Raw genomic sequence first — 25,123 nt, 5'->3', positions numbered from 1 at the left:
TTTTGGTCAAAATAGGGGGAACAGGGAACAATGGTCGCTTCGCTTTAGTTAGTCATTGGTCATTGGTGATTTTTGGTTAGCTGTTTCTCAGTGTTGTAATGGGTCACTCCCCACAGTGCGGAAAATAATAACCAGGAAATTGTATTGACCCGCAAATCAAAAATACTTACATCTACAGTATTGAATATTACCCATTGTGCCATAACCACAAGATAACTAAAAAATATCAATTTATCTCCTTTGGCTAAACATTGGGAGTTTCGCCAGAATTGCACCCCTGTAAACCAGATCCAAGCCAGACAGGCAAAAAATAAAAGTGCGCTAGGTAAACCAGTTTCAGCTGACAGCATCAAAAATAAGTTATGGGGATGACCTAAATCAATGTGCATCTCAGCTTTGTAGATGGGACTGAAACTGCGTAAGCCCCACCCTGTCCAGGGCTGCTGCTGAGTTAAAGACCAAGCAAATTCCCACTGAGTGGTTCGCATTAAGGCTAGGGGTCTATCTGAATACATTTGATCATTTAACCTTGCCCAAAAGTAAGCCGGAACAAATCGGCGCAAAGTTTGAGCAATTGGTGACGGAGCGAATGCTGCTAAAAGTATGCTAGTAATTACACTAATAACACTACCCACAATAAGATACCAACCCAGGTAAAGTGCGTAAGCCAAACAAGCAAGTATAGCCAGCACCCACCCATTGCGTGAGTTAGTTAAAATCAGCGCGATAAAGATTGTGATTAGTAATATTGTTGAAAATAAAAAATCAGGTTTTTTGTGTGTGTTTTTATTGATTGAGCAAGATTGCTGTAACCACAACCCTAATCCCAGGGTCAAAGTGATGGCTAAATAAGCAGCTAAGAGATTGGCGTGCATAAAGATAGAAGCCATGCGTCCTGGGGGAGATCCGCCGGGAGTAATGCCTAAATCTAACAAAATCCACAAAACCTGTACCTGAAAACTCCAACCCAAAAACATTTGCCCAAAGCCCATAATCACCACTGGTACAGAACCAATGACGAAAATACTAGCTATTTGCTGTAATTGGACGGTTGTCTGAATTAGAGTACCCAGACCTGCAAAGGCGAAAAAGAATGGTATGAAATTAAATAAGCCCAAAAAAGCCTGTGTTTTGTCATAGGCAAAGCTAGAACTAATGAGCAGTAATACAGTTAATAGAGCAAATCCCCAGTTAAGTGGACGCTGGATAATTATGCGGTATTGTTTCTGGCAGGTGATTAATACTGCCAAAAATATACTGACACCCCCTACAAATGGACTCAGGGGAAAAATCAGGAGTCCAATTTGGGTAAGATTCCAAGGGGTTTGTAAGCGAGGATTGGGATGGTTAAAAGCTAATTTCAAGCTGGCTCCCAATATTCAGCACGGGTGAGACGAATTTGCGCTAAAGCAAATATGGTGGGGATAATGCGACCGTAGTTAGTGGCGATCGCTCTCCATCCTAAATCTGCAAAAAACCAAGTCCACATGATTGGTCCAATTAAAGTAAAAATACTGCGAACTGCCCCATAACGAGCGGCATTGATCATCATACCCCGTTGCGCCATTTGTAGTGCTACATAGCCTTTAAGTTGGGTAGTAGCTGCTTGAGAACCTGCAATTACTGCTTGTTTAGCTAATTGATATTTAGCAAATTGGATCGCAAATTGACGGGCTATTTGTTGCAGTACTAATGGCTGAATAATAGAAGTAAATGCCAAGGCACTACCACCTTTAACTAGTAATTCAACGGAATCTCGCTGTAGTAAAAGTGGTAGTGGTTGTGGAAATTGTGACTGGGAAAGTTGACGTTGTATCTGCTGATTTAATTTTTGCTTTTCATATTCTGGCAATTTTTTCCACACCTGTCCTAACAGATGTAAAAATAACTCTGCCTCTAAATCAACGGTTGTCAGTGCGGTAGAGTAGGGAATCTTCAAATATTTACATACTTGAATTAACGCTTGACGATAAGTTACCTGACTGGTACGTCCCCGCAATACAGTTATCCCATCTGCTGCTAAAAACCGAAAACGATTTTCTAATGTATCTAGCCAAGCCTTGTGATTTTGGCTTTGCACTTCAATCGGTTCAGGTGTGCGAATATAATCAAGGGGATTGAATTTACGACTAAACAAAATTGCTGTTAAGTCCTGTAATTCTTCTTCTGTTGCTAATTCTAGTGCCGCCCTCAGCTCATCCAATTGACTTTCCTCCCTTTGTGCAGCTTTTATGTACTTTATTCTACTATTAGCAGTCATTGGTTATTGGTCATTAGTTATGAATCGCCTGTCTACTTGATAATCACGAATAAATTATGACTGATATTGCAATAATTGGTGCCGGCGTGGCAGGTTTAATCTGCGCCCAACGGTTAACTAAAGCTGGATATTCGGTGTTAGTTGTGGAAAAATCCCGTGGTTTGGGGGGAAGAGTCGCCACCCGCCGTTTATATGGAACTTGGGCAGATCATGGGGCTTGTTATTTAAAGCCTAAAGGTGAATTATTCCGAAATTTGGTGGATTTGTTATGCGATCGCCATATTCTACAGGTGTGGAACAATCAGACTCAACCCCAATCAGCACCCCGTTATATTGCACCTGGGGGGATGAGCGCCATCGCCAAGTTTCTCGCCCAAGGTTTACAAATCCAACTGCATCAACGTGTCACAGCTATTAACCACACATTAGAAAATAGTTGGTGTCTGACTCTGGAAAGTCAGGAAGAGTTAACAGCTAAAGCCCTGGTTATGGCCATCCCAGCCCCCCAAGCTTTGACGCTCTTAGCACCCTTGGGGGGAAGTGTATTAGATCAAGGTTTTCTAGAAAATCTGAGTGCTGTGGAATTTTCTGCCTGTATTAGTGCCATGGTTGGATGTCCTGCCACATCCCAGCTTTTACCACATTGGCAAGATCAAAAATTTCCCGATGATCCTATTTTACGATGGATTGGCTTAGATAGCAGCAAACGTCCCCATCCTCAGCAACCTGTGTTTGTGTTGCAAAGTAGCGCTAATTTTGCCCAACTTCATTTAGAATCATCAGATTTAGAATTAGTTGCACAAGATATGTTGCAACAAGCAGCCCAGATTTTAGCCCTTCCCTGGCTAACAACACCAGAATGGATGCAGGTACATCGTTGGCGTTACGCTTTTCCTAGCCGTCCCTGGACTAATTCTGTATTATCGGGTAAAACTTCTCCGCCTTTAGTGTGTTGTGGTGATTGGTGTGGTGGTTATCTCGTGGAAGACGCAATCATTTCTGGGCTGGCTGCATCTGTGGAAATTAATCATCACCTAGCCCAACTACCTCTACCTGATCTGGATTTTGGAGAAACTTTAGCGGATGATTTCATCTATAGCAATCCTATTTGATTTTTGAACAAAACTTGGTTAATTTAGGTTAATTTAGGTTAATTTATATTAATTATTGATTTTTTCCTGTTCCCTGTTCCCTTTATTGACGAGGGCGGATTTCCTAACTTGTAGAAACGGTTAAGCCAATTATTTGCCAGACAAGATTAGAGGCTACTTGGAAACACTTACCGTTGACCAAAAGAATGGGATTAGAAGCTCGTCCTAGAAGGACGGCTTTTTAGTGTGTTATAATGCGAGACTAGTCTGCATGGGGCATCGGCACGACTTTAAACAGACGGGGAGCGAATGTCAGACTACTTCGGTAGCAAGTTGCAGTGAACCGTCAAGAATTACCGACCTTCTAGATCGGTGAGTATGTCAAAATGCTATCCTAGTATTGCAACTAGCTCCTCAAGCTGGAACTCCTCTACTTTTAACCGTAACCATGATTATCATACCATAGAGGTGTTTTCATAACATAGCCAACAGCTAGAAGTAGTCCTGCATAATCATAATCAAAGTACAAGACACGCTAGGAGAAGAGTAACGCATGGGCAAGGTAGTCGGCATCGACTTGGGTACAACCAACTCAGTAGTCGCCGTAATGGAGGGTGGCAAGCCGGTGGTGATTGCCAATGCAGAAGGAATGCGAACAACCCCCTCTGTTGTTGGCTTCAGCAAAGAGGGTGAAAGAGTGGTTGGCCAAATGGCAAGGCGGCAAACGGTTCTTAACCCACAAAATACATTTTTTGCAGTTAAACGCTTTATTGGGCGGCAGTATGGTGAATTGACCCCAGAATCAAAGCGTGTGCCTTATACTATCCGCAAAAACGAATTAGGTAATATTAATATTCCCTGTCCCCGCATGAAAAAGGATTTCGCCCCAGAAGAAATTTCAGCCATGGTGTTGAAAAAATTAGTGGACGATGCCAGCCGCTATTTGGGGGAACCAGTAACAGGGGCAGTAATTACAGTTCCCGCGTATTTTAATGATTCTCAACGACAAGCCACCCGCGACGCTGGCAGAATTGCTGGTTTGGAAGTGTTGCGGATTCTCAATGAACCCACCGCCGCATCCTTGGCTTATGGATTAGACCGGGGTACAACTGAAACCATCCTGGTATTTGACTTGGGGGGTGGAACCTTTGATGTGTCAATTTTGGAGGTGGGTGATGGCATTTTTGAAGTTAAAGCCACTAGTGGAGATACACAATTAGGTGGTAATGAATTTGATAAAAAAATAGTAGATTGGTTGGCAGAGCAATTTTTGGAGGCTGAAGGGGTGGACTTAAGACGGGAAAGACAATCTCTACAACGCCTCATGGAAGCAGCAGAAAAGGCAAAAATTGAACTTTCAGCTGTCAGTGTCACGGAGATTAACTTACCCTTCATCACAGCCACAGAAGATGGTCCTAAACATCTGGAAACTCGCCTCACTCGTTCTCAATTTGAAGGTTTGTGTGTTGATTTGCTGGGACGTGTACGTACACCAGTGAAGCGGGCACTTAAAGATTCTGGACTTTCTCCGGCAGATATTGAAGAAGTGGTGCTAGTTGGCGGTTCTACACGAATGCCGATGGTAAAGCAGTTGGTACGAGACTTGATTGGTATAGAACCCAACGAAAATGTCAATCCTGATGAAGTGGTAGCAATAGGGGCAGCTATTCAGGCGGGTATTCTGGCAGGTGAACTCAAAGATGTGCTGCTTTTGGACGTTACACCATTATCTTTAGGATTGGAAACTATTGGCGGTGTGATGAAAAAACTGATCCCCCGTAACACTACTATCCCAGTGCGTCGTTCTGATATTTTTTCTACGTCAGAAAATAACCAAAATACTGTGGAAATTCACGTAGTCCAGGGGGAACGGGAAATGGCTGTGAATAACAAGTCACTGGGACGGTTTAAGCTCTATGGCATCCCCCCAGCACCGCGAGGAATACCTCAAATACAGGTATCTTTTGATATTGATGCTAACGGTATTTTGCAGGTAACAGCTTTAGATAGAACCACCGGAAGAGAACAAAGCATCACCATTCAAGGCGCTTCCACTTTGAGCGAATCAGAAGTTAATCGCATGATTCAGGATGCTCAAAAATACGCGGATATTGACCGAGAACGCAAAGAAAGAGTAGAAAAGCGTACCCGGTCTGAGGCTCTAATTTTACAAGCAGAACGCCAACTGAGAGAAGTGGGATTGGAATTTGGTATGCAGTTTGCCCGTAGTCGCCGCCAGCGAATTGATAGTATTTGTCGGGAACTGCGTGAAAGTCTACAAGAAAATGAAGATCGCGGCATTGACCAAGCCTACGCAGACCTACAAGATGCTTTATATCAGCTAAATCGGGAAGTGCGTGAGTATTACGCTGATGACGAAGATGAAGACCTGTTTGGGGCAATTCGTGACATTTTTACGGGAGGTGACAGGGAACGGGAAGGCGATTTTTCCCGTGATACATATCGTGAACGTGATTCCTATGGCAAAGACTACAACAGAAACTACAACAGAAATTACGATAGGGATTACGGCAGAAATAGCCGTTCCCCTAACTACGACAACCGTTCTTCTCGCCAACCTACTCGACCCAGTTATCAAGATAACTGGGATGATAATGACGATGATTGGTTGTAGTCATTGCTGATGGTGATTTTTTTTGTTTTTCCATTACCAACATCTAAAATTAAAGTTTAATAACTGAACTATGCAAAATTTGCAGAATTTTCGCGATTACTATGAAATTTTAGGAGTACCTAAAAATGCTACCGGAGAAGAAATTAAAAAGGTCTATCGGCGGTTAGCAAGGCAATATCACCCAGACCTCAATCCCGGGAATAAAGCAGCAGAGGAAAAATTTAAAGATATCGGTGAGGCTTACGAGGTTCTTTCTGATGCTGCCAAGCGATCGCAGTATGACCAGTTTAGCCGCTACTGGAAGCAAAAAGGCTTTGTGGGTAACAAAACACCTAAATCAAAAAGCTGGTCTGGTTCTGGAAATGGTGGTGCTAGCACTAAGGATGTAGATCCGGGTCAATTTTCTGATTTTGAAAGCTTTATTAATCAAGTTGTTGGTATAGGCAATCGCAAAGATGGTAGAAATGAGGGTACTAGCACTAATACAGACCCATTTCGTTCTCCTAAAACTAGGGTGGAATATACAGTTCCTAAAAACCCACCGCGCACACCCCGCAGGGATATTGAAGCTAGATTAACTCTACCATTGGAAAAAGCTTATCAAGGGGGCAAAGAACGTATTCGCCTAGAAGATGGGCGATCGCTAGAAGTTAATATGCCTCCAGGTATGGTGACGGGTCAAACTATCCGCTTACGCAATCAAGGTATTAATGGTGGTGACCTGTATTTGAAAATTACCGTAGAACCCCATCCTTTATTTAAATTAGATGGTCTGAATATATATTGCCAAGTGCCGGTGACTCCCTGTGAAGCAGTTTTAGGGGGACAAGTAGAAGCACCTACTTTAGATGGTCCAGTAAAAATGACTATCCCCCCAGGAGTAAGGACTGGTCAAAGACTGCGTTTAGCAAATAAAGGTTACCCCAACGACAACGGTCAACGTGGCGATCAATTAGTAGAAATTCAAATTGTCACTCCCAAAAATCTCACCTCTGAAGAACGGGAACTTTATCAAAAATTGCGGGAAATAGAATCCTTTAAACCCCGGGCTGATTTAATAGGTTAAGTATAGTGACTATAATCTTACATATTTATACATAAATATAAATAAATTTACTTAATGTGGCAAGTTGATGGAGGCGATCGCCAGTTTAAGCGTAGCCCACATCAGCGATTCTGGGCAATTTTATGCAAATCTCTGGATTGCTTGCCATACTCTTTCAGTTGCAGACTGACAAGGGTGTGAATTTAATTCTTTCACAAAACTAAACTCTTTCCACAGTGCTGTTGAGTAGTTATTTTGGGGAAGCTTTTGGAGTAAATATAGAAATATCTCACCAGGCTTTAGTTGGTCTCTCACCAGAGGAGCAAATTAACTATATGCAACAACAGTTAGAAGTAGTTGGCTTGTTCCCTGGTCAAACAGATACAAAATTACTTCGTGGCTTGTTACAAGTTTATAAAACACAATGTCAAATTAACTACCTACCACAACATAATTCTCCCACACCAATTACTCTGTTCCTAGCTGAGGAGGTAGATCCTCAGATGGAAGATGATTCTTCCCGGAGTCAAGGATGGGGTTGGAATCAGTTTGCTGATGGAGAGGTGGAAATCCATACTGTTCCTGGTAATCACATTTCTATAATGCGTGAGCCTCATGTTCAGGTTCTGGCTCAACACCTGAGAGCATCTCTCCACCAAGCACAGGGGGGTTAAATAGGGTTAAGCTGTTAATGCCGGATATAAATGATAAAACTCTTGTGGGGGGGGTATACTATGGCTACGCTCAGTACAAGTTTTCCCTGCTACGGTTATACCACTTAAATTCGTAACAGCTTATGACTGACTACCCCTGTAATATAATTTAGAATATGCACTTTCTCGATATTTTTTGCCCAACATAAAAGATAAACTATTTTTAGGTGGAAATGGAGGCAAAAATGGGATTGGCTGAGTTAAGAATTGTGTTAGTGGAACCAGCAGGCCCTATTAACCTGGGGTCAATTGCTAGGGTAATGAAAAATTTTGGTTTACATAATTTAGTATTAGTCAATCCCCGATGCAGTCCACAGGCGGAAGAAGCGTTGAAAATGGCAGTTCATGCCAAGGAAATTTTAGAATCGGCAGTATTAGTAACTACATTACCACAAGCATTACAGGGATGTATCCGAGCGATCGCCACTACGGCTCGTGTACGTGATGGGGAAACACCGTTAGAACATCCCCGCACGGCCTTACCTTGGTTACTAGAGTCACCTGATGAACCAGGGGCATTAATTTTTGGTAGAGAAGACCGGGGTTTAAGCAATGAGGAATTAAATTATGCCCAGCGATTTGTTCGCATTCCCACCAGTGACAATTATCCATCGTTGAATTTAGCTTCAGCCGTGGGGATCTGCTGCTATGAACTAGCACAACAGACAACACCACCAACAACCCCACCCCCCAGCCGAACTGAACTGGCATCTTTGGATATTGTAGAAACCTACTACCAGCAATTAGAATCTTTACTACTAGATATTGGTTATCTGTATCCCCAGACGGCCTTTAGTCGCATGGCTAAATTTCGGCAATTGTACAATCGCGCTCACCTGCAAACCCAGGAAGTAGCCATGCTGCGGGGAATTTTGCGACAAATACAATGGGCATTGAAAAGTCAGGGTAATCATGACAACTTATGATTCATGCTTTAAATATCCCTGCCAAAATAGTTAATATGGCCTAAACTAAACACAAAAAAGTTACTCAACTTTAATGGTGCTTTGGGATACCTATATCACTTTCACAAGTGATACTAATTATTGTTGCACAAAGCGATATATTATCGCTGTGTATCGCATAAATAAATGTATCAGTAATTCACAAGGAGTAACAGTGTCAGAGTCAAGTAAAAAACTCAGAAATTTCTCACCGGGTCAACCCACAAATCCCCGTCAGCGTCGCAGTCAACGCCAAAGAGTGGGCAAGAAAAAAGTAAAAGTACCACCAAACCAGCGTCCTGTTAGCAAAGAAACAGCTTTAACCCGGCTGAACGATAACATAAAGCCCCCCCAGCCTCCTACCCGGTTAGGGAAGTCAAAATCAGGGCTGGTGATGCCGGCATCTGTCAAACCCCTTCGGTATGTGAATGGAACTAAACAGCCAGGGAATGCCAATACAGCCAAGCTGAGAACCGTGCAGGTACAGAAACAAGCAGCACCAAAACTGGTCAGGCGAGTTTCCCGTAAAACCCGCTTAAAGCCAATGGCCAGAACCATGTTATATACACTGCGCTTATTAATTGTGGGAGTTGGTCTTGGTGCCATCGTCGGCACAATGTTGTCAGTGTTCGACCCTGCTACTCGTATGTCTGGTAATTCCCCGGCACAATCACATAATTTAGGGCAACATCAGCCACAAGTTATCCCTAATGCTCCGGGCATATATTTAACCCAGGAAATTACCCCATTGAAAAATGCTGTACAAAATTTGGCAACTGCAAACCCCAATGTCACACCAGGCGTTTTTTTGGTAGATTTAGATACTGGTGGCTATATAGATGTGAATGGCTCCGCCAATTTCTCTGCGGCTAGTACAATTAAAGTGCCGATTCTCATGGCTTTTTTCCAAGATGTGGATGGCGGTAAAGTGCGCCTAGATGAAATGCTAACCATGGAAAAAAATATGGTGGCTAGTGGGTCAGGAAATCTGCAATACCAACAAGTTGGTACTCAGTACAGCGCCTTGGAAGTGGCTACACTCATGAGTACCACCAGCGATAACACAGCAACTAATATGCTCATTGCTCGACTAGGAGGTATAGAAGCACTGAATCAACGTTTTCAAACCTGGGGACTTTCAGCCACAGCTATTCGCAATCCTCTGCCAGATTTAGCAGGAACAAACACCACTAGCCCCAAAGAATTGGCAAGTTTGGTGGCTATGGTCAATCAAGGTAATTTAGTCAGTATGCGATCGCGTGATTTAATCTTAGATATTATGCGCCGCACCGAGCGAAATCATCTGTTACCTTCTGGTTTGGGTGCAGGTGCAAGAATACACCATAAAACAGGTGATATTGCCACCATGCTGGCTGATGTGGGTTTAATTGATATCCCCACTGGTAAGCGCTACATCGCTGCTGTGATGATACAACGCTCTAACAATGACCCCCAAGCAGAAAAATTAATTAGCTCTATTTCTCGCGCTGCTTATGAACAATTCAGCCAGAATACTCCCCCTAATCCGGTTATGAACCCACCCACATCTCAAAACATCGGCAGTTTTACCTCAAGATAAGTTCTAGTGAATTAGTTGATTTTTTTAGAATAATTTATTCAAGCAACTTTGAGCCTATAAATTCCCTATCTATTCCTGAAAATCGAGGTAATAAAAATGGCTTATAGCGATTTTAGCTTAACTAAATTTAGGAAAAACTTTAACATTACAATTGATGAACAAACAGACTTATTTGCTACTGTAGAGCCGATAGTAATCACCGAGCAATTAACCAACACTTTAAAATAAACTACCGGATTGGCATTAGCAATCAACACTGAAAAAGCCCGTTCCGAAATGATTATTACACCAATTTTATTAGAATTAAGGCGTAAAGCCAATTATGAAATTAGTTTATTTTCCGGTACAGATTTTAATGTTGATGTTGAAAAAGGCTTAAATGGTTATTGTGATTTTGTTATCAGTCTTTCTAAAGAACAGTTAACAATTAACGCCCCAGTAATTATAATAGTAGAAGCTAAAAATGAAAATATTAAAGGTGGATTAGGTCAATGTGCAGCCGCCATGTTAGCAGCCCAGTTGTTTAATGAACAGGAAGGTAATGAAATTACAACAATTTATGGAGCAGTAACAACCGGAGATATTTGGAAGTTTTTAAAATTAGAAAAAACAGCTATATTTATTGATTTAAACAATTATTACATTAAGGAATTAAACAAAATTTTAGCTATTTTGTATCAAGGAATTCAGGGTTATAGCATTTATTAAACACCTGAGATACAAATGTAAATGATCGTATTGTAGCGCGAGCATACTTCGACTGCGCTCAGTACAGGTCCCGCTTGCTAATGATGCGCCAAAATCAGCCTGAAAACCGCTATAATGGTTACTACTATTTCTAGACCACTACCAGCCCCCATTGCCCAAACCATACCCAAACCTGTTTAAATTAACTAGTACCTTACCATTCTTTCCTATCGAAAATGCTAAGAGCCGGAATTGTCGGACTTCCCAACGTTGGAAAATCTACCTTATTTAATGCTGTAGTTGCTAACGCCAAAGCAGAAGCTGCTAACTTTCCTTTCTGCACCATTGAACCGAATGTGGGCGTTGTCTCAGTACCGGACGAGCGCTTAAATGTTTTGGCTAAAATTTCTATTTCTGCACAAATTATACCAGCGCGGGTTGAGTTTGTGGATATCGCCGGCTTGGTTAAAGGTGCAAGTCAAGGAGAGGGACTAGGTAATCAATTTTTGTCCCACATCCGCCAAGTTGATGCAATTGTCCATGTGGTGCGCTGTTTTGAAAATGACGATATTATCCACGTCGCCGGTTCCATTGACCCAGTGCGAGATATGGAAATCATTAATTTAGAACTGGGTTTATCTGACTTGGCGCAAATTGAACGGCGAATTGAACGGACCCGTAAACAAGCCCGTACCAGCAAAGATGCACAGTTTGAAATCACAGTGTTAGAAAAATTAGCTGCTGCTTTAAATGAAGGTAAATCAGTCCGTCAGGTGAGTTTATCTCCAGAAGAAGCAGAGATAATCAAGGGATGGGAACTACTAACCAATAAACCGATTATTTACGCTGCTAACGTGTCTGAGGATGAATTAGCAACAGGTAATGAATTTGTCCAACAAGTCCAGCAAGTTGCAGCCGTTGAAAATGCCCAAGTTGTGATTGTTTCCGCACAAGTGGAAGCAGAATTAGTGGAATTACCAGAAGCAGATAAGGCTGATTTTCTCGCATCTTTAGGTGTGGAGGAAGGCGGTTTAAAATCTTTGATTCGTGCTACTTACACTCTGTTGGGTTTGCGGACATATTTTACCTCTGGAGCAAAAGAAACCCGTGCTTGGACAATTCAAGCCGGAATGTCTGCGCCCCAAGCTGCTGGGGTGATTCACTCGGACTTTGAACGGGGATTTATTCGCGCTGAAACCATTGCTTATGAGGATTTAGTTACACATGGTTCCTTAAATGCTGCTAAGGAAAAAGGCTTAGTTCGCAGTGAGGGCAAAGAATATATTGTACAAGAAGGGGATGTGATGTTATTTCGCTTTAATGTATAGTTCCCAGAAGGACGGGTCTTTAAAAACCGTCCCAAAAGGACGGCTTTTTTTTTAACACAGCCCCAAAACCGTCGCACTAAGGAAGAAAATTAGTTATAGTTACTAGTTCAAAATCATGGAATGTACTATCGGAAAGCCAATAAAGTTTTACAAATTACCTGTAAATACTTTTTGGGCTGGTCCTGTCATGTAAATTCGTTGGTCTGATTCTGACCATTCAATTTGCAAACAACCACCAGGTAACTCCACCGTCGCCACGCGATCGCATTTTCCAGTTAATACACCAGCCACCAACGCAGCACAAGCACCCGTACCACAAGCTAATGTACTTCCCGCGCCTCGTTCCCACACCCGCATTTTCAAATACTCTCGGCTAACCACTTGAATAAATTCCGTATTTGTACGTTGAGGAAAAACTGGATGATGTTCAAACTTAGACCCGATAGTTTCTAAAGCAATAGCGGACAAGTCCTCCACAAAAGTTATACAGTGAGGGTTACCCATACTAACACAGGTAACTTCCCAAATTTTTCCCGCTACCTCTAAAGGTTGATTAACTACTTTGGTATCACCAGCAGTGACAGTTGTGGGAATTTCCCCAGCTAGTAATTTAGGTAAACCCATATCTACCTTAACTTGACCATCAGCCATGAGTTGAGGTGTGATCACACCAGCTAAAGTATGAATGCGATATGAGTTCTGATTTCTCGATTCTCCTTCCAAGTCTGCCAGAAATTTTGCCAAACAGCGAATGCCATTACCACACATTTCTGGCTCTGAACCATCAGAATTAAAAATCCGCATGGTATAATCAGTACCGTTTTCTCCAGGTAAGGCAAAAATCACACCATCAGCACCAACACCAAAGTGGCGATCGCACAACTGGACAGCTTGCAGTGGAGTTAACACTGGTGATGAGGAAGCGCGATTGTCAACTAAAATAAAATCGTTGCCTAAGCCATGATATTTAGTAAATTCAATTGTCATTTTTGCCATGATGAATTATTAATGATTAGAGCATAGCATTGACCGTTGTATTAGGTATGGACTATTTGTGAAAACTCTTCCCTAGTCCCCACCCGATACCAAATCTGATTTACTACTTTTTTAATTATTCCATCATTACTAAAAATGGCTACAACTGAATTTGACACCTCACTACCCAGCATTAAACAACTACAAGAACTAATTAAACAAAAAACAGTGGTAGAGTGGAAACTAGTCAACGGTGATCTACTCAAAGGAAAGATTTGCTGGCAAGATCACAACTGTGTTTGTATTGTCAATGAGCAAAATCAGCAAATAACCATTTGGAAACAAGCCATCGCCTACTTCCACTCACAATAAAGCGTTGTTTCCCCTAGGAACAGCCACCCTTCCTTGAGCAAGTTCTTCTAAGGCGGCTATTTCCTGAGATACTCCCACTACCAGCAAGCGATCGCCCTCTTCTAATTTAGTTTGTCCATTAGGATAATCTATCTCTTCGCCATTAGCACGACGAATAGCCATCAAACTTGCCCCCGTTAAGTAGCGAATATCCGCTTCTGCTAGACTCATATCAATCAGGGGTGAACCAGATGGTAGAGTATACCAACGGCGATTTAAATCACGGGTAGCTTTTTGCAAATTCCGAGAAACTTCTAATGGAGTTTGTTCTGGTCGCAACGCTAAATAATGATCATTGCGGATTTGCTTCATTTCCTGTTCCACCACAAACGATAAAAACCCCAAACTAGTTAATAAATGGTTTGCCATTTCCAAACTTGCTTCAAATTCTGGTTGAACTACTTCCTTCGCCCCCAACTGATAAAGCACCTCAATATCTTTATTGTGGGTAGCCCGCACCACCAAATCTAACTCCGGACACAATTCCAAAGCACGTTTGAGAGTCAGACGGGTACTCATGGGGTCAGGAAGGGCGATGGCCATACCTTTAGCATTGTTAACCCCGGCGGTTTCCAAAACATGAAGACTCACACAATTACCAATCACATAAGGTACACCTTCTTCCCGTAACTGCTGTATTCTTCTTTCTGACTGATCAATAACTACCACAGGGAAATTATGTTTTTGTAATAACTTCACCAAATTCTTACCTACTCGCCCATAACCACAAACCACCACATGACTTTTTGAAGGTACATTGTCTGAGACATCTCGGGGATAAATTTCTTCTAAATATGGTTGCAGCCAGGGTATTGATTCAGCAAAGTTAAATAAAAATGGTACTAATCGCAACAGAAAGGGAGTCAGCATTAGTGTAACTGCTGTAGTTCCCAAAATCAGCAAATATACCCGCCGAGAAACTAATCCTAAAGCCTGTCCTTCACTAGCCAGCACAAAGGAAAATTCCCCAATTTGAGCTAGTCCTAACCCAGCAATCAAGGCTGTTTTCAAGGGGTAGCGAAACAATTTTACTAAAGGAGTAATAATTAAAAACTTACCAACAAATACCAGCGCCACCAATACCAAAATCAATTCTAGATTCTTCCACAAAAACACCGGGTCAATTAACATCCCAATAGCCGCAAAAAATAAACTGGCGAAAATATCTCGCACTGGTTCCACATAAGTTAGAGTTTGGTCAGCATATTCCACCTCTGAAATCATTAAACCAGCGACAAACGCCCCCATCTCAATAGATAGCCCTAAATGTTCCGTCAGTAGAGCAATACCTAAACACAGGGTTACCACCCCTAATAAAAATAATTCTCGGCTTTCAGTGCGGGCCAGAATTCGTAACAAAGGCGGTATCAGCCAAATCCCCGCTACTACTGCTCCTCCAGCAAATAAAGCCAACCGCAGTAACGCTGTCACCACAGCCATAACAATAGTTTCCCCTGGTTGATGTAGGGCTGGTAATACAGCAATCATCAATCCCAATGCTAAATCCTGGACTACCAAGATCCCCAGCATTACTTGTCCGTGGGGGGTTTCTGTTTCGTTGCGTTCCATTAAACACTTGAGGACTACGGCTGTGGAAGATAAAGATAAAATAGCTCCTAAAAACACACCTTTAGCCGGTAGTTCTTCCCCAGTACCTATGATTCCGCACACCACAACGGTAAATAAAATAGTTAAAGCAATTTGTAACCCACCACCCCCCAGAGCGATGGCCTTAACTTTCCTGAGTTCTGCAAAAGAAAACTCCACCCCCAAAGCAAATAATAAAAAAGCAACCCCGAACTGAGCTAGAGTTTCTACTTGAATAACCTCTTTAATCACTCCCAGTCCAGCCGGTCCCACAATCATCCCGCCCATGAGATAGCCTAGCAGTACAGGTTGGCGTAAAAGAGAAGCCAACAGTCCACCACAAGCGGCGACGGCGAGAACTGAAACTAAATCAACGATTAGTCTAAAATCTTCCTGCACAAATTTTTCAAAAAACTAAACCCCATTGAATTTAGGATACAAAGTTTTTACATCAACAGGGGAGTGAGCGCTGATGATTTTTTCCCGGAAGATTCCCGACTCGTCGGGAATCTGAGAAAGTACAAGCCATTTTATGTTTAACGAACCGTGGCGCGGATTGATTCAGCATCAATGGGCTTGATTAGGTATAGCCGCAACATATGGTAAATAATCCCACAAATGGGGGGTATTTTTTGCCAGAATTTGACCAATGAGAAACCTCTACTTTCTTTAATTTCTGTCAGTCTCTGGGTATGGATGAAACATTGTTCTAGTCGCCAGAAAAACGCCGGGTGATTAGTATCCAAAATGATGGGAAATGCTCTGGCGGAAGTGTTATTGGTCTCTTGAATTACGCTGTTGTTGTATTTGCGCGGATGTATACCAATGGCTTGATAAAACATTGCTCGTTCAAACACTGTGACGGTGTGGGTAACAAATACAGTTAACAAAAAGAACCGCACCCACAACCGCGCTTTCCAATTGTTCCATAATTTTGGTTGCGATCGCAGTAATGCTTTAAAGAAATCCCCATGTCGATTTTCGTCCTGACACCAACTCTCAAATTTACGGAACAAAGGATAAAATTGATATTCCGGATGTTTCTGGATATGGCGATGAATTAAAATATAACGCCAATAACCAATTTTCTCCGATAGGTAAACTGTGTAAATTACCCATTCTGGCGGAAAAAAAGTATATGTGCGATGTTTGGTTAAATAGCTTAAATCTAGAGACAGATTAAAATCTGCCATGGATTTATTCAGAAATCCCGCATGGCGTGCTTCATCCCTAGCCATATAATTAAAAGCATCAGCCAAGAGAGGATTTTTAGCTTTCAGTCGCCGGGATAATTCTTTAAACAGCAAAAACCCAGAAAACTCTGAAGTGCATGAACGCTCTAAAAAATCAATAAAAGCCTGACGTTTTTCCCCATCAACGTGATCCCAACCTTGTTGGAACTCTTCATCGCGGACAAAGTGATGGCGGTTATAGTCAGCACGTAACTCTTGCACCACCGCTTGCAACTCAGTCTCATTGGCGGAAATTTCCCAATTTGCCACTGCTTCAAAATCAGTAGTGTAAAACCTAGGTGTTAACAATGTTTCCTGAACAGGTGCTTTTATTCCCGGCTTCAGTAATTGAGGGTCGGAAGTTTCGAGAGACTTAACCATGAGTCCGCTTACAATGTTTAACCTTTTTATATTTATCTAAGCATAAATTATCATAATAATACATCAGTTAAATTAATGAAAATTAATTTACAAAAAATGATTTTTACTACCAAACACTTGGATATTTGTGGAGTCCATTTAAAATGATCGGCTATTTTTTCCACGTACTAGCCATGTGCATTTAACCTAATGACCTATGTTTAAAAGTCCATTACGTTATCCTGGCGGTAAGCAAAAGGCAATTCCTCAAATTGCTCACTATCTACCTCCTACATTTAAGGAATTCCGTGAACCTTTCGTTGGTGGAGGTGCTGTATTTTTTCATGTTTTACAGAAGTACCCTAGTATGCCCTGCTGGGTAAATGATCTCAACCCAGAACTGTATTACTTTTGGCATCAGGTCAAAATTAATCTACCAGAGCTAGTTGAGTCAGTCTGGAAAGTAAAAAATCAGACAACAGATGGACGCGCCTTGTTTAAATCTCTCGCCGCCGCAGATCCGAGTAATATGACTCCACTTGAGCGGGCTGTGCGGTTCTTTGTTCTTAACCGGATCACCTTTTCCGGAACCATTGAGAGTGGCGGTTACTCTGGTGCTTCCTTCACAGGTCGGTTTACAGACTCTTCGATTGAGCGATTAGCAGCTTTGGATGGTTGCTTTGTTAATACCAGTGTGACTAACTTCGACTACAGCACCCTACTTACTGAACCTGGGGAAGATGTATTTATTTTTCTAGATCCACCTTATCTCAGCAAAACTCAATCTAAGCTCTATGGTAAGAGAGGTGATTTGCATACCTGTTTTGACCATTCTCGCTTTGCCAAACTGATGTCGGAGTGTTCACATAAATGGTTGATTACTTACGATAACTGTGAACAAGTGCAGCATCACTTTTCTTTTGCCTATATTTATAAATGGGAGTTGCAATACGGGATGAACAATTACAAACAGGAGAAGGCAGAAAAAGGCAAGGAGCTTTTTATCACTAACTATCCTGTTGAATCATACAATTTGCATCCAATCATGGAAGTGGTGTGAGGGGAAGGTTAAAACTTGGTTTGATTTTAGGAAATACAGATTATTGAAGTTAGCTGCACAACAACTTAACAAAATTTATCTTTAAACAATGAGTAAATATATTGGGGTATAAATCAGATAAACCTAAAGAAAACTTAATAAAATTCTAGTTATACAAATATTGATAGTTAAATGATATTGTGAGAGCAGGGCAAACCGAAAAAAGTCCGACCATTTCAGATCATTTAACCTATTTGGTTGGGGTAAACACATCATCCACATCCGCTACTCTCTATACTAGACAACAGCAAGATTATAATTTATTGGCAGTTTGATTTCCGCCACGCTGCATAAAGCGGATCGCAGTTTCTTGGAGGTTTTGATGGTTTTTGTCTTGCCTGGTGTTAAATTTGATCTGGATATGATCAAAAAATATGATACTCCTGCACCCAGATACACGAGTTATCCACCCGCCACAGAGTTAAATACAGAATTTACTGTAACTGATTTTCACGCGGCGATCGCCGCCTCTAATTACCGAAAATCCCCCCTGTCTTTATATTTCCATATTCCCTTTTGTGAAACTGCTTGCTACTTCTGCGGCTGTAACACAGTAATATCCCAAAACAAGAATATTGCCAAACCTTACTTAGAGCATTTAATCAGAGAAATCAAGCACATGGTAACCTTGATTGATCCACATAGACAAGTATTACAAGTTCACTGGGGTGGTGGTACACCCAACTATTTAGACCATCATCAAATCAAATTCTTGTGGGAAAATATCACTAAAAACTTCAACATTCATCCACAAGCTGAAATTTCCATTGAGATTAATCCCAGTTATGTTGATCAAGAATATATTTTATTTCTCCGCCAGTTAGGGTTTAACCGCATTAGTTTTGGGATTCAGGATTTTAACCACCAAGTACAACTAGCTGTGAATCGCCTCCAGCCAGAAGAACAGTTATTTAATGTCATGAGTTGGATTAAAGCAGCCAAATTTGACAGTGTAAATGTAGACTTAATTTATGGCTTACCTCATCAAACTCTCCAGACATTTCAAGAAACAGTTAAAAAAACCATTCAATTAGATCCTAACCGAATTGTTGTCTTTAACTTTGCCTATGTACCTTGGATGAAGCCAGCCCAAAAAAATATTCCCCAAGCAGCATTACCTCAACCCCAGGAAAAGTTAGAAATTCTCAAAATGACCATTGAGGAACTAACCAGTAATAAATACTTATTTATTGGTATGGATCATTTTGCCAAACATAATGATGAACTAGCCATCGCCCAACAAAATCGCACCCTCCAGCGTAACTTTCAGGGATACACCACCCACGGGGGAACAGAACTATTAGGTTTTGGTGCTACATCCATCAGTATGCTAAATGATGCTTATGTGCAGAACCACAAGCCATTAAAGAATTATTATCAGGCGATCGCAACTGATATTTTACCCATTAGTAAGGGTATTAAACTTAGTCAAGACGACATGATCAGAAGAGATGTCATCATGTCGATTATGTCTCACTTTCATCTCAACAAGCAAGATATTGAAGATAAATATCATATTTGTTTCGACGAATATTTTAGCCATGAGCTAAAAGCATTAGCAACACCAGCAGCCGATCAACTCCTTCAGATATCAACTAACCAGATCCAAGTGACAGATATCGGTAGGCTTCTAGTCAGAAACATTGCTGTTATATTTGATAGTTATCATCAAACCACACAGCAGCGATTTTCCAGGACAATTTGAGAAATCGAGGGCAACTGAAATTGCCCCCCATTTAATTAGGTATTGATTAGATATATTATAAACTATAAACTCATAAAATGACAACATAAAATTTTTTCTCCCTTTTGGGTTTAATGAATCTTTCCTGTGGGGGAAATATTCGTAGAGAAGCACTGCTAATTTAGTACACAATGACGCATCTCTTGCTGAGACTATTTTTCTCAGAGGTATATTATGTTTTACCACCAAAAAGAACCCATTCACCCTGTCAATATTTCTGAGCCTAACCCTCGTTTTGCTCAATTACTGCTAGAGCAGTTTGGCGGAGCTACTGGAGAGCTATCAGCAGCATTGCAATATTGGGTACAATCATTTCATGTGGAAAATGCCGGAATTCGAGATATGCTCCAAGACATTGCTCTGGAGGAATTTAGCCATCTAGAAATGGTTGGTAAACTGATTGAAGCTCATACTAAAAATGTTGATCAAACAGAGGCATATAAAAGCACTCTCTTTGCTGTTAGAGGTAAGGGACCTCACTTTCTAGATAGTCAAGGAACTGCTTGGACAGCAAATTATTTGAATGAAGGTGGAGATGTAGTGCGGGATTTGAGAGCTAATATTGCAGCTGAAGCCGGCGCACGTCAAACTTACGAAGAACTAATTAAGCTGACCACAGATAAAGGAACTAAAGAGACTTTGGTTCATCTCTTAACCAGAGAAGTTTCTCATACTCGGATGTTTATGAAAGCTTTAGATTCATTGGGTAAATTAACTGAGCCATTGTTTGGTAGTATTCAGCCTGATGAAACCGTTGATATTTATTATAACTTATCTACCAACGGCAAAGATGAGCGCGGTCCGTGGAACTCAGAGCCACCATTCAAATACATTGCTAACCCCCTAAAAAGCAAATCTTAAGATAACTTAAGATATCTTAAGATATCTTAGATATTACACAGCCTTTGTCATAGCTGGGGCTGTGGATATCAGTTAGATGTAACCCGCCATATATTTTGATAGTAAACTTAATAATTCTTGGCGATGTGAATGAATAAAGAAATGGTTTCCCGGTAGTATTTCCATGGAAAACTCACCAGTTGTTAGTTCTTGCCAAGCTGCTAACTTCTCTTGACTAACTTCTGTATCTTCCTGACCTCCAAATGCGGTAATAGAACAGGATAATGGGGCAGATTTGGTATAAGTGTAAGTTTCGGAAACGGCAAAATCCGCCCTTAAAGTTGGTAATATCAGTTCTAGTAACTCTGGACTTGCTAATACTTCTTCTGGTGTACCGTTTAAACGGCGTAACTCTTCTATAAACTCTAACTGGGGTAAATTATGAATGGGTGGGTCTGTATCACGAACATGAGGGGCGCTGGTACCAGAGACAAACAAATGTAATGGATTTAAACGATAAACTAGGCGCAAATAACGTGCTAACTCAAAGCATACTAAACCACCCAGACTATGACCAAAAAAAGCAAATGGTTGATTTAAACTTGGCAATATTGCTTGTACCAGTGCATTGATTAAAGGTGTGAGACGATTAAAAGGTGTTTCCATTAACCTAGTTTCTCTTCCCGGTAACTGCACTCCATAGATTTCTACTTGTGGGTTTAACTGCTGATACCATTGCCGAAAAATCGAAGCTCCTCCTCCGGAATAAGCAAAGCAAAATAAACGTAATTTTGCTTGAGGATTGGGTCGAGGCAATACTAGCCAGGGATTTTGATTTTTAGTAGAGTTCATATCAGATTGTAATATTGTAATATTGTAATATTAATATAAATGTATTATCCCCTGATTGCTACGGAGGTAGACAAGAATTAAAAAGCGCCTGGGAGTGTTGCCGTGTTTCCACCCCAAACGCTTTTTACTTTTAACTTGCTCCTCACACATCAATAGAATATAGTGTTGTTGACTCAAAAAGCAAGTCTAATATGTGACAGTTTCTTAATTGTCACAATTTCAGCCGTAAAAATCAAATATTAGTGTAGGAAGTGGCGGACACCAGTTAACACCATTACTAAACCCAGTTGATTGGCAGCCTTGATAGAATCTTGGTCACGCAAACTGCCCCCTGGTTGGACAATGGCAGTAATACCGGCATCTGCGGCTGTTTTAACAGAATCATCAAAAGGGAAAAATCCATCACTGGCGAGAATTGCACCTTGGGCTTTTGTCCCGGCTTGTTCTAAGGCAATTTTCACTGAACCAACGCGATTCATTTGACCAGCACCCACACCCAGGGTAGTGCCATGGTTTGTAATCACAATGGCATTAGATTTGACGTGTTTACAAACTCTCCAAGCAAACAGTAACTCGGCTAACTCCTCAAAGGTGGGTTGACGTTCCGTGACTACTTGCCATTTACTAGTATCAGCCATAAGATCATCAGCTGCTTGGAGGAGAAAACCGCCAGCGATCGCTTTTACTGTTTCTTTAGGTCCAGTAGTTAAATCTGCTAAGGTCAAGATCCGCAGTTTAGATTTAGCCGCCAAAATTTCTTGGGCTTGAGTTTCACAACCAGGTGCAACAACACATTCTAAAAATGTCTTTGTTAACTCCTGGGCTGTGGCTGCATCAATGGGGCGATTAAGTGCCACAATGCCACCAAAAGCCGAAACAGAATCAGCGTTAAAAGCTTTTTGATATGCTTCCACTAGGGTACTTCCCACCGCTACACCACAGGGGTTTGTGTGTTTAATCACCGTTGCTGCTGGGGTGTCGGTAAACTCAGCAATAATGCTGCGGGCGGCTTCTAAATCAACCAAATTATTGTAACTCAGTTCTTTGCCTTGTAATTTGGTGGCAGCAGCCCATCCCGTGGTAGTAGTACCAGTTTGATACCAGGCTGCTGGTTGATGGGGATTTTCACCATAACGTAAAGATTGTAATTGACCGCCGGAAAGATGATATTGTTGGGGTAGGGTATCTTGAAATTCTTTACTTAGGTAAGCTGCGATCGCTTGGTCGTAACTAGCCGTATGGGAAAAACCCTTTAAAGCACATTTTTGGCGAAACTGCAAAGATGTAGTGCCTTTATTTTGCCGCAACTCCTGTAAATACTCCCCATAGTATGCCGGGTCACACAACATAGTCAGATGGGTAAAATTTTTCGATGCAGCCCGTAACATGGCCGGTCCACCAATATCAATTTGTTCCACAGCCTCAGATAATGTTACCCCTGGTTTAGTAATAGTTTCCTCAAACGGATAAAGATTAACTACCACTAAATCAATTGGGCGAATTTGGTTATTTTCTAAATCTGTCAAATCTTCGCTAACATCCCTCCGGGCTAAAATTCCCCCATGAATGCGAGGATGTAAAGTTTTGACTCGACCACCTAAAATTTCCGGTGAACCTGTGTAATCAGCCACTTTCGTCACTGGTAGCCCTCCATCCTTGAGAATTTGGGCAGTTCCCCCACTGCTGATTAATTCAAAGTCAAATTCTTCCACCAAGCAACGAGCTAGGTCAACAATACCAATTTTATTAGATACACTCAGCAGTGCTAGACGCGCCATGTTTTACTTCCTCAAATATTACCTGTGAAGCGAAAGATCCCCAGTTTTACACAAGGACGGGTTCACTTCAAGACCAAACAATCAACTAAAAAACTGTAGTTCATTAGCTAATCCTTCGCCCCCCAGCCAGAAACACTGCAACACTCAAAACCCCCAGGACCACAGCCCCCCATTTAAATTTAGGATTCATATCCCACCAATCCAAGAAACTGGGTACTGTTAGGTTTTTAAAATCCCCCTCTATTTTGTCATAATCCGTAACGGCTGTAAAAACATTGTCTGGTGCATCTGCTGACTTCGCCTCATCAGTACGTTGATTAATTGGCTTTAGTTGCATGGTTAATTACCCTTAGCCTCTTCTTTTATGCTACAAGACGATCATTTACATTTGTAAAACAATTTTTCTACTTCAAATTTGTAAGGCTTTAAACCATTTGTTTATTACTGTGTTAATGGTTTGTTTAATTTGATGTTGACGATGCCATTTTTTAAAAGCTATTTCGTATTCTTCACCTTTAGTTTCAAATGTATTCCAAATATCTAGGCCTAGTGTCAATCCACACAATAGTAAAAAATACAATGACCAAGTAAGCCCACCACCACCCACTAGATCCAGTAGCATCAAAAAACTGTTAATAATTGCATAATTGCCCACACGTTTTTTAAATTTTCCCAGGCGGTAAGCATTAAAAGCTTGTTTCTGTTGTATTTCGCTATGCTGCGATCGCCACTCATTTTCTGCTATATTTACATCCTGGGGTGATATATCTAATTCTTTGGCAATTTCCAACAGTTGCTCATAAGAAAATTCCTTATTTTGCTCATTAACTTGACGAGCGATCGCTAATTGTAGAATTCGCTGCACATCTTCTTGGCTATAGTAACTAAGGTTTTGCGGTTCTAATGGTGTCATAATTTTAGATTTTAGATTTTAGATTTTAGATTTTAGATTATTATTCAGATTGGGTTTGGTGATCAGAAAAATTGTCGTTTTTCTGATCAATTGGCCATCTTACCCGCTCTTACTGGTTGCTTTGTAAATATTCAACAGCTGCATCTAATTTTGATGGGTAAGTTTGGGCAAATTTTTCAAACCAAAGACCTTCCGCAGAAAACGGATCTAATTTCTTTAACCATGCTTCTGCTTGCATTTTCAAAGCTTTTAATTGTTCGGCTTTAATTTCCGCCTGTCTAATTCTTTCCTGTTCTAGTTTTTGCTGTTTTCTTAATTCTTCTTTTTCATCTTGTGCTGCAAAATCTGCTGCAACTTCTGCCAAAAGGCTATCTACTATAGATGAAGATTTAGCTGGTTGCGGACTAAATGACTTGGCTGCGTTTTTCTCAGGCTGTGTTTTTGCGGCTTGGGGCTGACCATATTCAGCTTTGATTTGTTCTAGCAGCTTATCTACAGAATCCATTTTTTTTACTAGTGAGTCACGGTGTAAATGGGGAGCGATAAAAATTAAAAAAGTTCAAAATCCTACTACTAAAAAAGCCCTTGCTAGTCCGTAATGGCATTACGTAGCACGTCGGTTAAAGTCATGTCTTCCATATCGTCCATGGTGACTGTATCGCATATGTCAAATTTAGCGCCTGCGCTTTGCAGTTCGTCGTCTAAGAGTTTTAAAAAGCGGGTAGCTTGTGGGTCTGTACCTACTTGAATGAAGGAAATACCTAGTTCTTCTTCTTGATCAATGCGGCGGGAAGCTTCAATAATTACTTTCATGACGGCTTTGCGATCGTCTGGTTCGCCATCAGTGACTACTAAGATGATTTCACCATTAGGCTTAGTTTGACCGGCGCTTTTGCGTTGAAAGTAATTATCGGTTGCATTTTGCAAGACGGATGCTAGGTCTGTGGAACCTGATGGGTCGTTTTCTTGAAATATCTGTGTTACTTTATGAGATGTAACGTTGTCATAACGTTTGAATCTGCCGGAAAATAAATATACTGTTATGCCGTC

At 41.2% G+C, this 25,123-nt stretch carries 22 protein-coding genes and 1 pseudogene; 12 read left to right on the top strand and 11 right to left on the bottom strand.

The features are described 5' to 3' along the window. Positions 1-59 precede the first annotated feature (59 nt). Together NWP17_RS11825 and NWP17_RS11820 are read right to left on the bottom strand one after the other, a co-directional pair. Positions 60-1,364, bottom strand: a complete 1,305-nt coding sequence (locus NWP17_RS11825; RefSeq protein WP_280655104.1) for an O-antigen ligase family protein — start codon at positions 1,362-1,364, stop codon at positions 60-62. Then, complete coding sequence (locus NWP17_RS11820) at positions 1,361-2,203, bottom strand: YaaW family protein (RefSeq protein ID WP_280655139.1); 843 nt, start codon at positions 2,201-2,203, stop codon at positions 1,361-1,363. The genes NWP17_RS11825 and NWP17_RS11820 overlap by 4 nt, the downstream gene beginning before the upstream one ends. Positions 2,204-2,316: 113 nt before the next feature. Between NWP17_RS11820 and NWP17_RS11815 the strand changes: the two genes are divergently transcribed. The 8 genes and pseudogenes from NWP17_RS11815 to ychF all read left to right on the top strand — a co-directional run bounded on the left by NWP17_RS11815 (position 2,317) and on the right by ychF (position 12,282). Further along, positions 2,317-3,372 carry an NAD(P)/FAD-dependent oxidoreductase gene (locus NWP17_RS11815; protein WP_280655103.1) on the top strand — a complete coding sequence of 352 codons (1,056 nt, stop codon included), beginning with the start codon at positions 2,317-2,319 and terminating at the stop codon, positions 3,370-3,372. 532 nt (positions 3,373-3,904) lie between these two features. Continuing rightward, entirely contained in the window at positions 3,905-5,986 is a 2,082-nt protein-coding gene (gene dnaK, locus NWP17_RS11810; protein WP_280655102.1) for a molecular chaperone DnaK, read from the top strand. 70 nt (positions 5,987-6,056) lie between these two features. Continuing rightward, the gene (locus tag NWP17_RS11805) at positions 6,057-7,052 is read left to right on the top strand and encodes a DnaJ C-terminal domain-containing protein (RefSeq protein WP_280655101.1); all 996 of its coding nucleotides are present in this window, start codon (positions 6,057-6,059) and stop codon (positions 7,050-7,052) included. A gap of 221 nt (positions 7,053-7,273) precedes the next feature. Continuing rightward, positions 7,274-7,705 carry a thioesterase domain-containing protein gene (locus NWP17_RS11800; protein ID WP_280655100.1) on the top strand — a complete coding sequence of 144 codons (432 nt, stop codon included), beginning with the start codon at positions 7,274-7,276 and terminating at the stop codon, positions 7,703-7,705. A 224-nt stretch (positions 7,706-7,929) separates the two neighbouring features. Further along, a complete protein-coding gene (locus tag NWP17_RS11795) occupies positions 7,930-8,670 on the top strand; it encodes an RNA methyltransferase (RefSeq protein WP_280655138.1) in 741 nt (246 codons plus the stop codon). Positions 8,671-8,863: 193 nt separating this feature from the next. Further along, positions 8,864-10,267 carry a serine hydrolase gene (locus NWP17_RS11790; RefSeq protein ID WP_280655099.1) on the top strand — a complete coding sequence of 468 codons (1,404 nt, stop codon included), beginning with the start codon at positions 8,864-8,866 and terminating at the stop codon, positions 10,265-10,267. Positions 10,268-10,363: 96 nt separating this feature from the next. Continuing rightward, a pseudogene (locus tag NWP17_RS11785) lies at positions 10,364-10,975 on the top strand (hypothetical protein). Between the two features lie 215 nt (positions 10,976-11,190). After that, positions 11,191-12,282: a redox-regulated ATPase YchF gene (gene ychF / locus NWP17_RS11780; RefSeq protein WP_280655098.1), complete on the top strand. Its 1,092-nt coding sequence runs from the start codon at positions 11,191-11,193 to the stop codon at positions 12,280-12,282. Between the two features lie 147 nt (positions 12,283-12,429). On the opposite strand, the gene dapF is transcribed toward ychF, so the two are convergent. After that, positions 12,430-13,269 (bottom strand): diaminopimelate epimerase, encoded by an 840-nt coding sequence (gene dapF / locus NWP17_RS11775; RefSeq protein ID WP_280655137.1) that lies wholly within the window; start codon positions 13,267-13,269, stop codon positions 12,430-12,432. Positions 13,270-13,413: 144 nt separating this feature from the next. On the opposite strand from dapF, the gene NWP17_RS11770 reads away from it, so the two are divergent. Continuing rightward, a complete protein-coding gene (locus tag NWP17_RS11770) occupies positions 13,414-13,629 on the top strand; it encodes an Hfq-related RNA-binding protein (protein ID WP_280655097.1) in 216 nt (71 codons plus the stop codon). Here the strand turns inward: NWP17_RS11770 and NWP17_RS11765 are convergent. Together NWP17_RS11765 and acsF are read right to left on the bottom strand one after the other, a co-directional pair. Further along, a complete protein-coding gene (locus NWP17_RS11765) occupies positions 13,621-15,654 on the bottom strand; it encodes a monovalent cation:proton antiporter family protein (RefSeq protein WP_280655096.1) in 2,034 nt (677 codons plus the stop codon). The two genes, NWP17_RS11770 and NWP17_RS11765, sit on opposite strands and share 9 nt — an antisense overlap. A gap of 137 nt (positions 15,655-15,791) precedes the next feature. Continuing rightward, positions 15,792-16,868 carry a magnesium-protoporphyrin IX monomethyl ester (oxidative) cyclase gene (gene acsF / locus NWP17_RS11760; RefSeq protein WP_280655095.1) on the bottom strand — a complete coding sequence of 359 codons (1,077 nt, stop codon included), beginning with the start codon at positions 16,866-16,868 and terminating at the stop codon, positions 15,792-15,794. A gap of 196 nt (positions 16,869-17,064) precedes the next feature. On the opposite strand from acsF, the gene NWP17_RS11755 reads away from it, so the two are divergent. From NWP17_RS11755 to NWP17_RS11745, 3 genes are all read left to right on the top strand, one after another. Beyond that, positions 17,065-17,907 carry a DNA adenine methylase gene (locus NWP17_RS11755; protein WP_280655094.1) on the top strand — a complete coding sequence of 281 codons (843 nt, stop codon included), beginning with the start codon at positions 17,065-17,067 and terminating at the stop codon, positions 17,905-17,907. A gap of 361 nt (positions 17,908-18,268) precedes the next feature. Beyond that, the gene (gene hemN / locus NWP17_RS11750) at positions 18,269-19,651 is read left to right on the top strand and encodes an oxygen-independent coproporphyrinogen III oxidase (protein ID WP_280655136.1); all 1,383 of its coding nucleotides are present in this window, start codon (positions 18,269-18,271) and stop codon (positions 19,649-19,651) included. Between the two features lie 213 nt (positions 19,652-19,864). After that, entirely contained in the window at positions 19,865-20,551 is a 687-nt protein-coding gene (locus NWP17_RS11745) for a manganese catalase family protein (RefSeq protein WP_280655093.1), read from the top strand. Positions 20,552-20,623: 72 nt separating this feature from the next. Here NWP17_RS11745 and NWP17_RS11740 read toward each other — a convergent pair whose 3' ends face one another. From NWP17_RS11740 to NWP17_RS11715, 6 genes are all read right to left on the bottom strand, one after another. Then, positions 20,624-21,382 (bottom strand): thioesterase II family protein, encoded by a 759-nt coding sequence (locus NWP17_RS11740; RefSeq protein WP_280655092.1) that lies wholly within the window; start codon positions 21,380-21,382, stop codon positions 20,624-20,626. A gap of 239 nt (positions 21,383-21,621) precedes the next feature. Continuing rightward, the gene (purH, locus tag NWP17_RS11735; protein WP_280655091.1) at positions 21,622-23,160 is read right to left on the bottom strand and encodes a bifunctional phosphoribosylaminoimidazolecarboxamide formyltransferase/IMP cyclohydrolase; all 1,539 of its coding nucleotides are present in this window, start codon (positions 23,158-23,160) and stop codon (positions 21,622-21,624) included. A 103-nt stretch (positions 23,161-23,263) separates the two neighbouring features. Beyond that, a complete protein-coding gene (locus NWP17_RS11730; protein ID WP_280655090.1) occupies positions 23,264-23,497 on the bottom strand; it encodes an SDR family oxidoreductase in 234 nt (77 codons plus the stop codon). Between the two features lie 72 nt (positions 23,498-23,569). Then, complete coding sequence (locus NWP17_RS11725; RefSeq protein WP_280655089.1) at positions 23,570-24,073, bottom strand: 2TM domain-containing protein; 504 nt, start codon at positions 24,071-24,073, stop codon at positions 23,570-23,572. A 109-nt stretch (positions 24,074-24,182) separates the two neighbouring features. Beyond that, positions 24,183-24,578: a salt stress protein, Slr1339 family gene (locus NWP17_RS11720; RefSeq protein WP_280655088.1), complete on the bottom strand. Its 396-nt coding sequence runs from the start codon at positions 24,576-24,578 to the stop codon at positions 24,183-24,185. 83 nt (positions 24,579-24,661) lie between these two features. After that, the coding region (locus tag NWP17_RS11715; RefSeq protein ID WP_280655087.1) for a VWA domain-containing protein at positions 24,662-25,123 on the bottom strand (462 nt) is incomplete at its 5' end.

This window comes from Chrysosporum bergii ANA360D (genome assembly GCF_029891735.1).
Lineage (GTDB): Bacteria > Cyanobacteriota > Cyanobacteriia > Cyanobacteriales > Nostocaceae > Umezakia > Umezakia bergii.
Note: the sequence above shows the minus strand (reverse complement) of the source record. Positions and strands in the feature narration are given on the sequence as shown.

Coding starts and splice junctions, on each gene's coding strand:
- NWP17_RS11815 (WP_280655103.1), top strand. CDS start 2,317: ATGACTGATATTGCAATAATTGGTGCCGGCGTGGCAGGTTTAATCTGC.
- NWP17_RS11795 (WP_280655138.1), top strand. CDS start 7,930: ATGGGATTGGCTGAGTTAAGAATTGTGTTAGTGGAACCAGCAGGCCCT.
- NWP17_RS11730 (WP_280655090.1), bottom strand. CDS start 23,497: ATGCAACTAAAGCCAATTAATCAACGTACTGATGAGGCGAAGTCAGCA.
- purH (WP_280655091.1), bottom strand. CDS start 23,160: ATGGCGCGTCTAGCACTGCTGAGTGTATCTAATAAAATTGGTATTGTT.
- ychF (WP_280655098.1), top strand. CDS start 11,191: ATGCTAAGAGCCGGAATTGTCGGACTTCCCAACGTTGGAAAATCTACC.
- NWP17_RS11805 (WP_280655101.1), top strand. CDS start 6,057: ATGCAAAATTTGCAGAATTTTCGCGATTACTATGAAATTTTAGGAGTA.
- NWP17_RS11725 (WP_280655089.1), bottom strand. CDS start 24,073: ATGACACCATTAGAACCGCAAAACCTTAGTTACTATAGCCAAGAAGAT.
- dapF (WP_280655137.1), bottom strand. CDS start 13,269: ATGACAATTGAATTTACTAAATATCATGGCTTAGGCAACGATTTTATT.
- NWP17_RS11740 (WP_280655092.1), bottom strand. CDS start 21,382: ATGAACTCTACTAAAAATCAAAATCCCTGGCTAGTATTGCCTCGACCC.
- NWP17_RS11770 (WP_280655097.1), top strand. CDS start 13,414: ATGGCTACAACTGAATTTGACACCTCACTACCCAGCATTAAACAACTA.
- hemN (WP_280655136.1), top strand. CDS start 18,269: ATGGTTTTTGTCTTGCCTGGTGTTAAATTTGATCTGGATATGATCAAA.
- acsF (WP_280655095.1), bottom strand. CDS start 16,868: ATGGTTAAGTCTCTCGAAACTTCCGACCCTCAATTACTGAAGCCGGGA.
- NWP17_RS11745 (WP_280655093.1), top strand. CDS start 19,865: ATGTTTTACCACCAAAAAGAACCCATTCACCCTGTCAATATTTCTGAG.
- NWP17_RS11755 (WP_280655094.1), top strand. CDS start 17,065: ATGTTTAAAAGTCCATTACGTTATCCTGGCGGTAAGCAAAAGGCAATT.
- NWP17_RS11720 (WP_280655088.1), bottom strand. CDS start 24,578: ATGGATTCTGTAGATAAGCTGCTAGAACAAATCAAAGCTGAATATGGT.
- dnaK (WP_280655102.1), top strand. CDS start 3,905: ATGGGCAAGGTAGTCGGCATCGACTTGGGTACAACCAACTCAGTAGTC.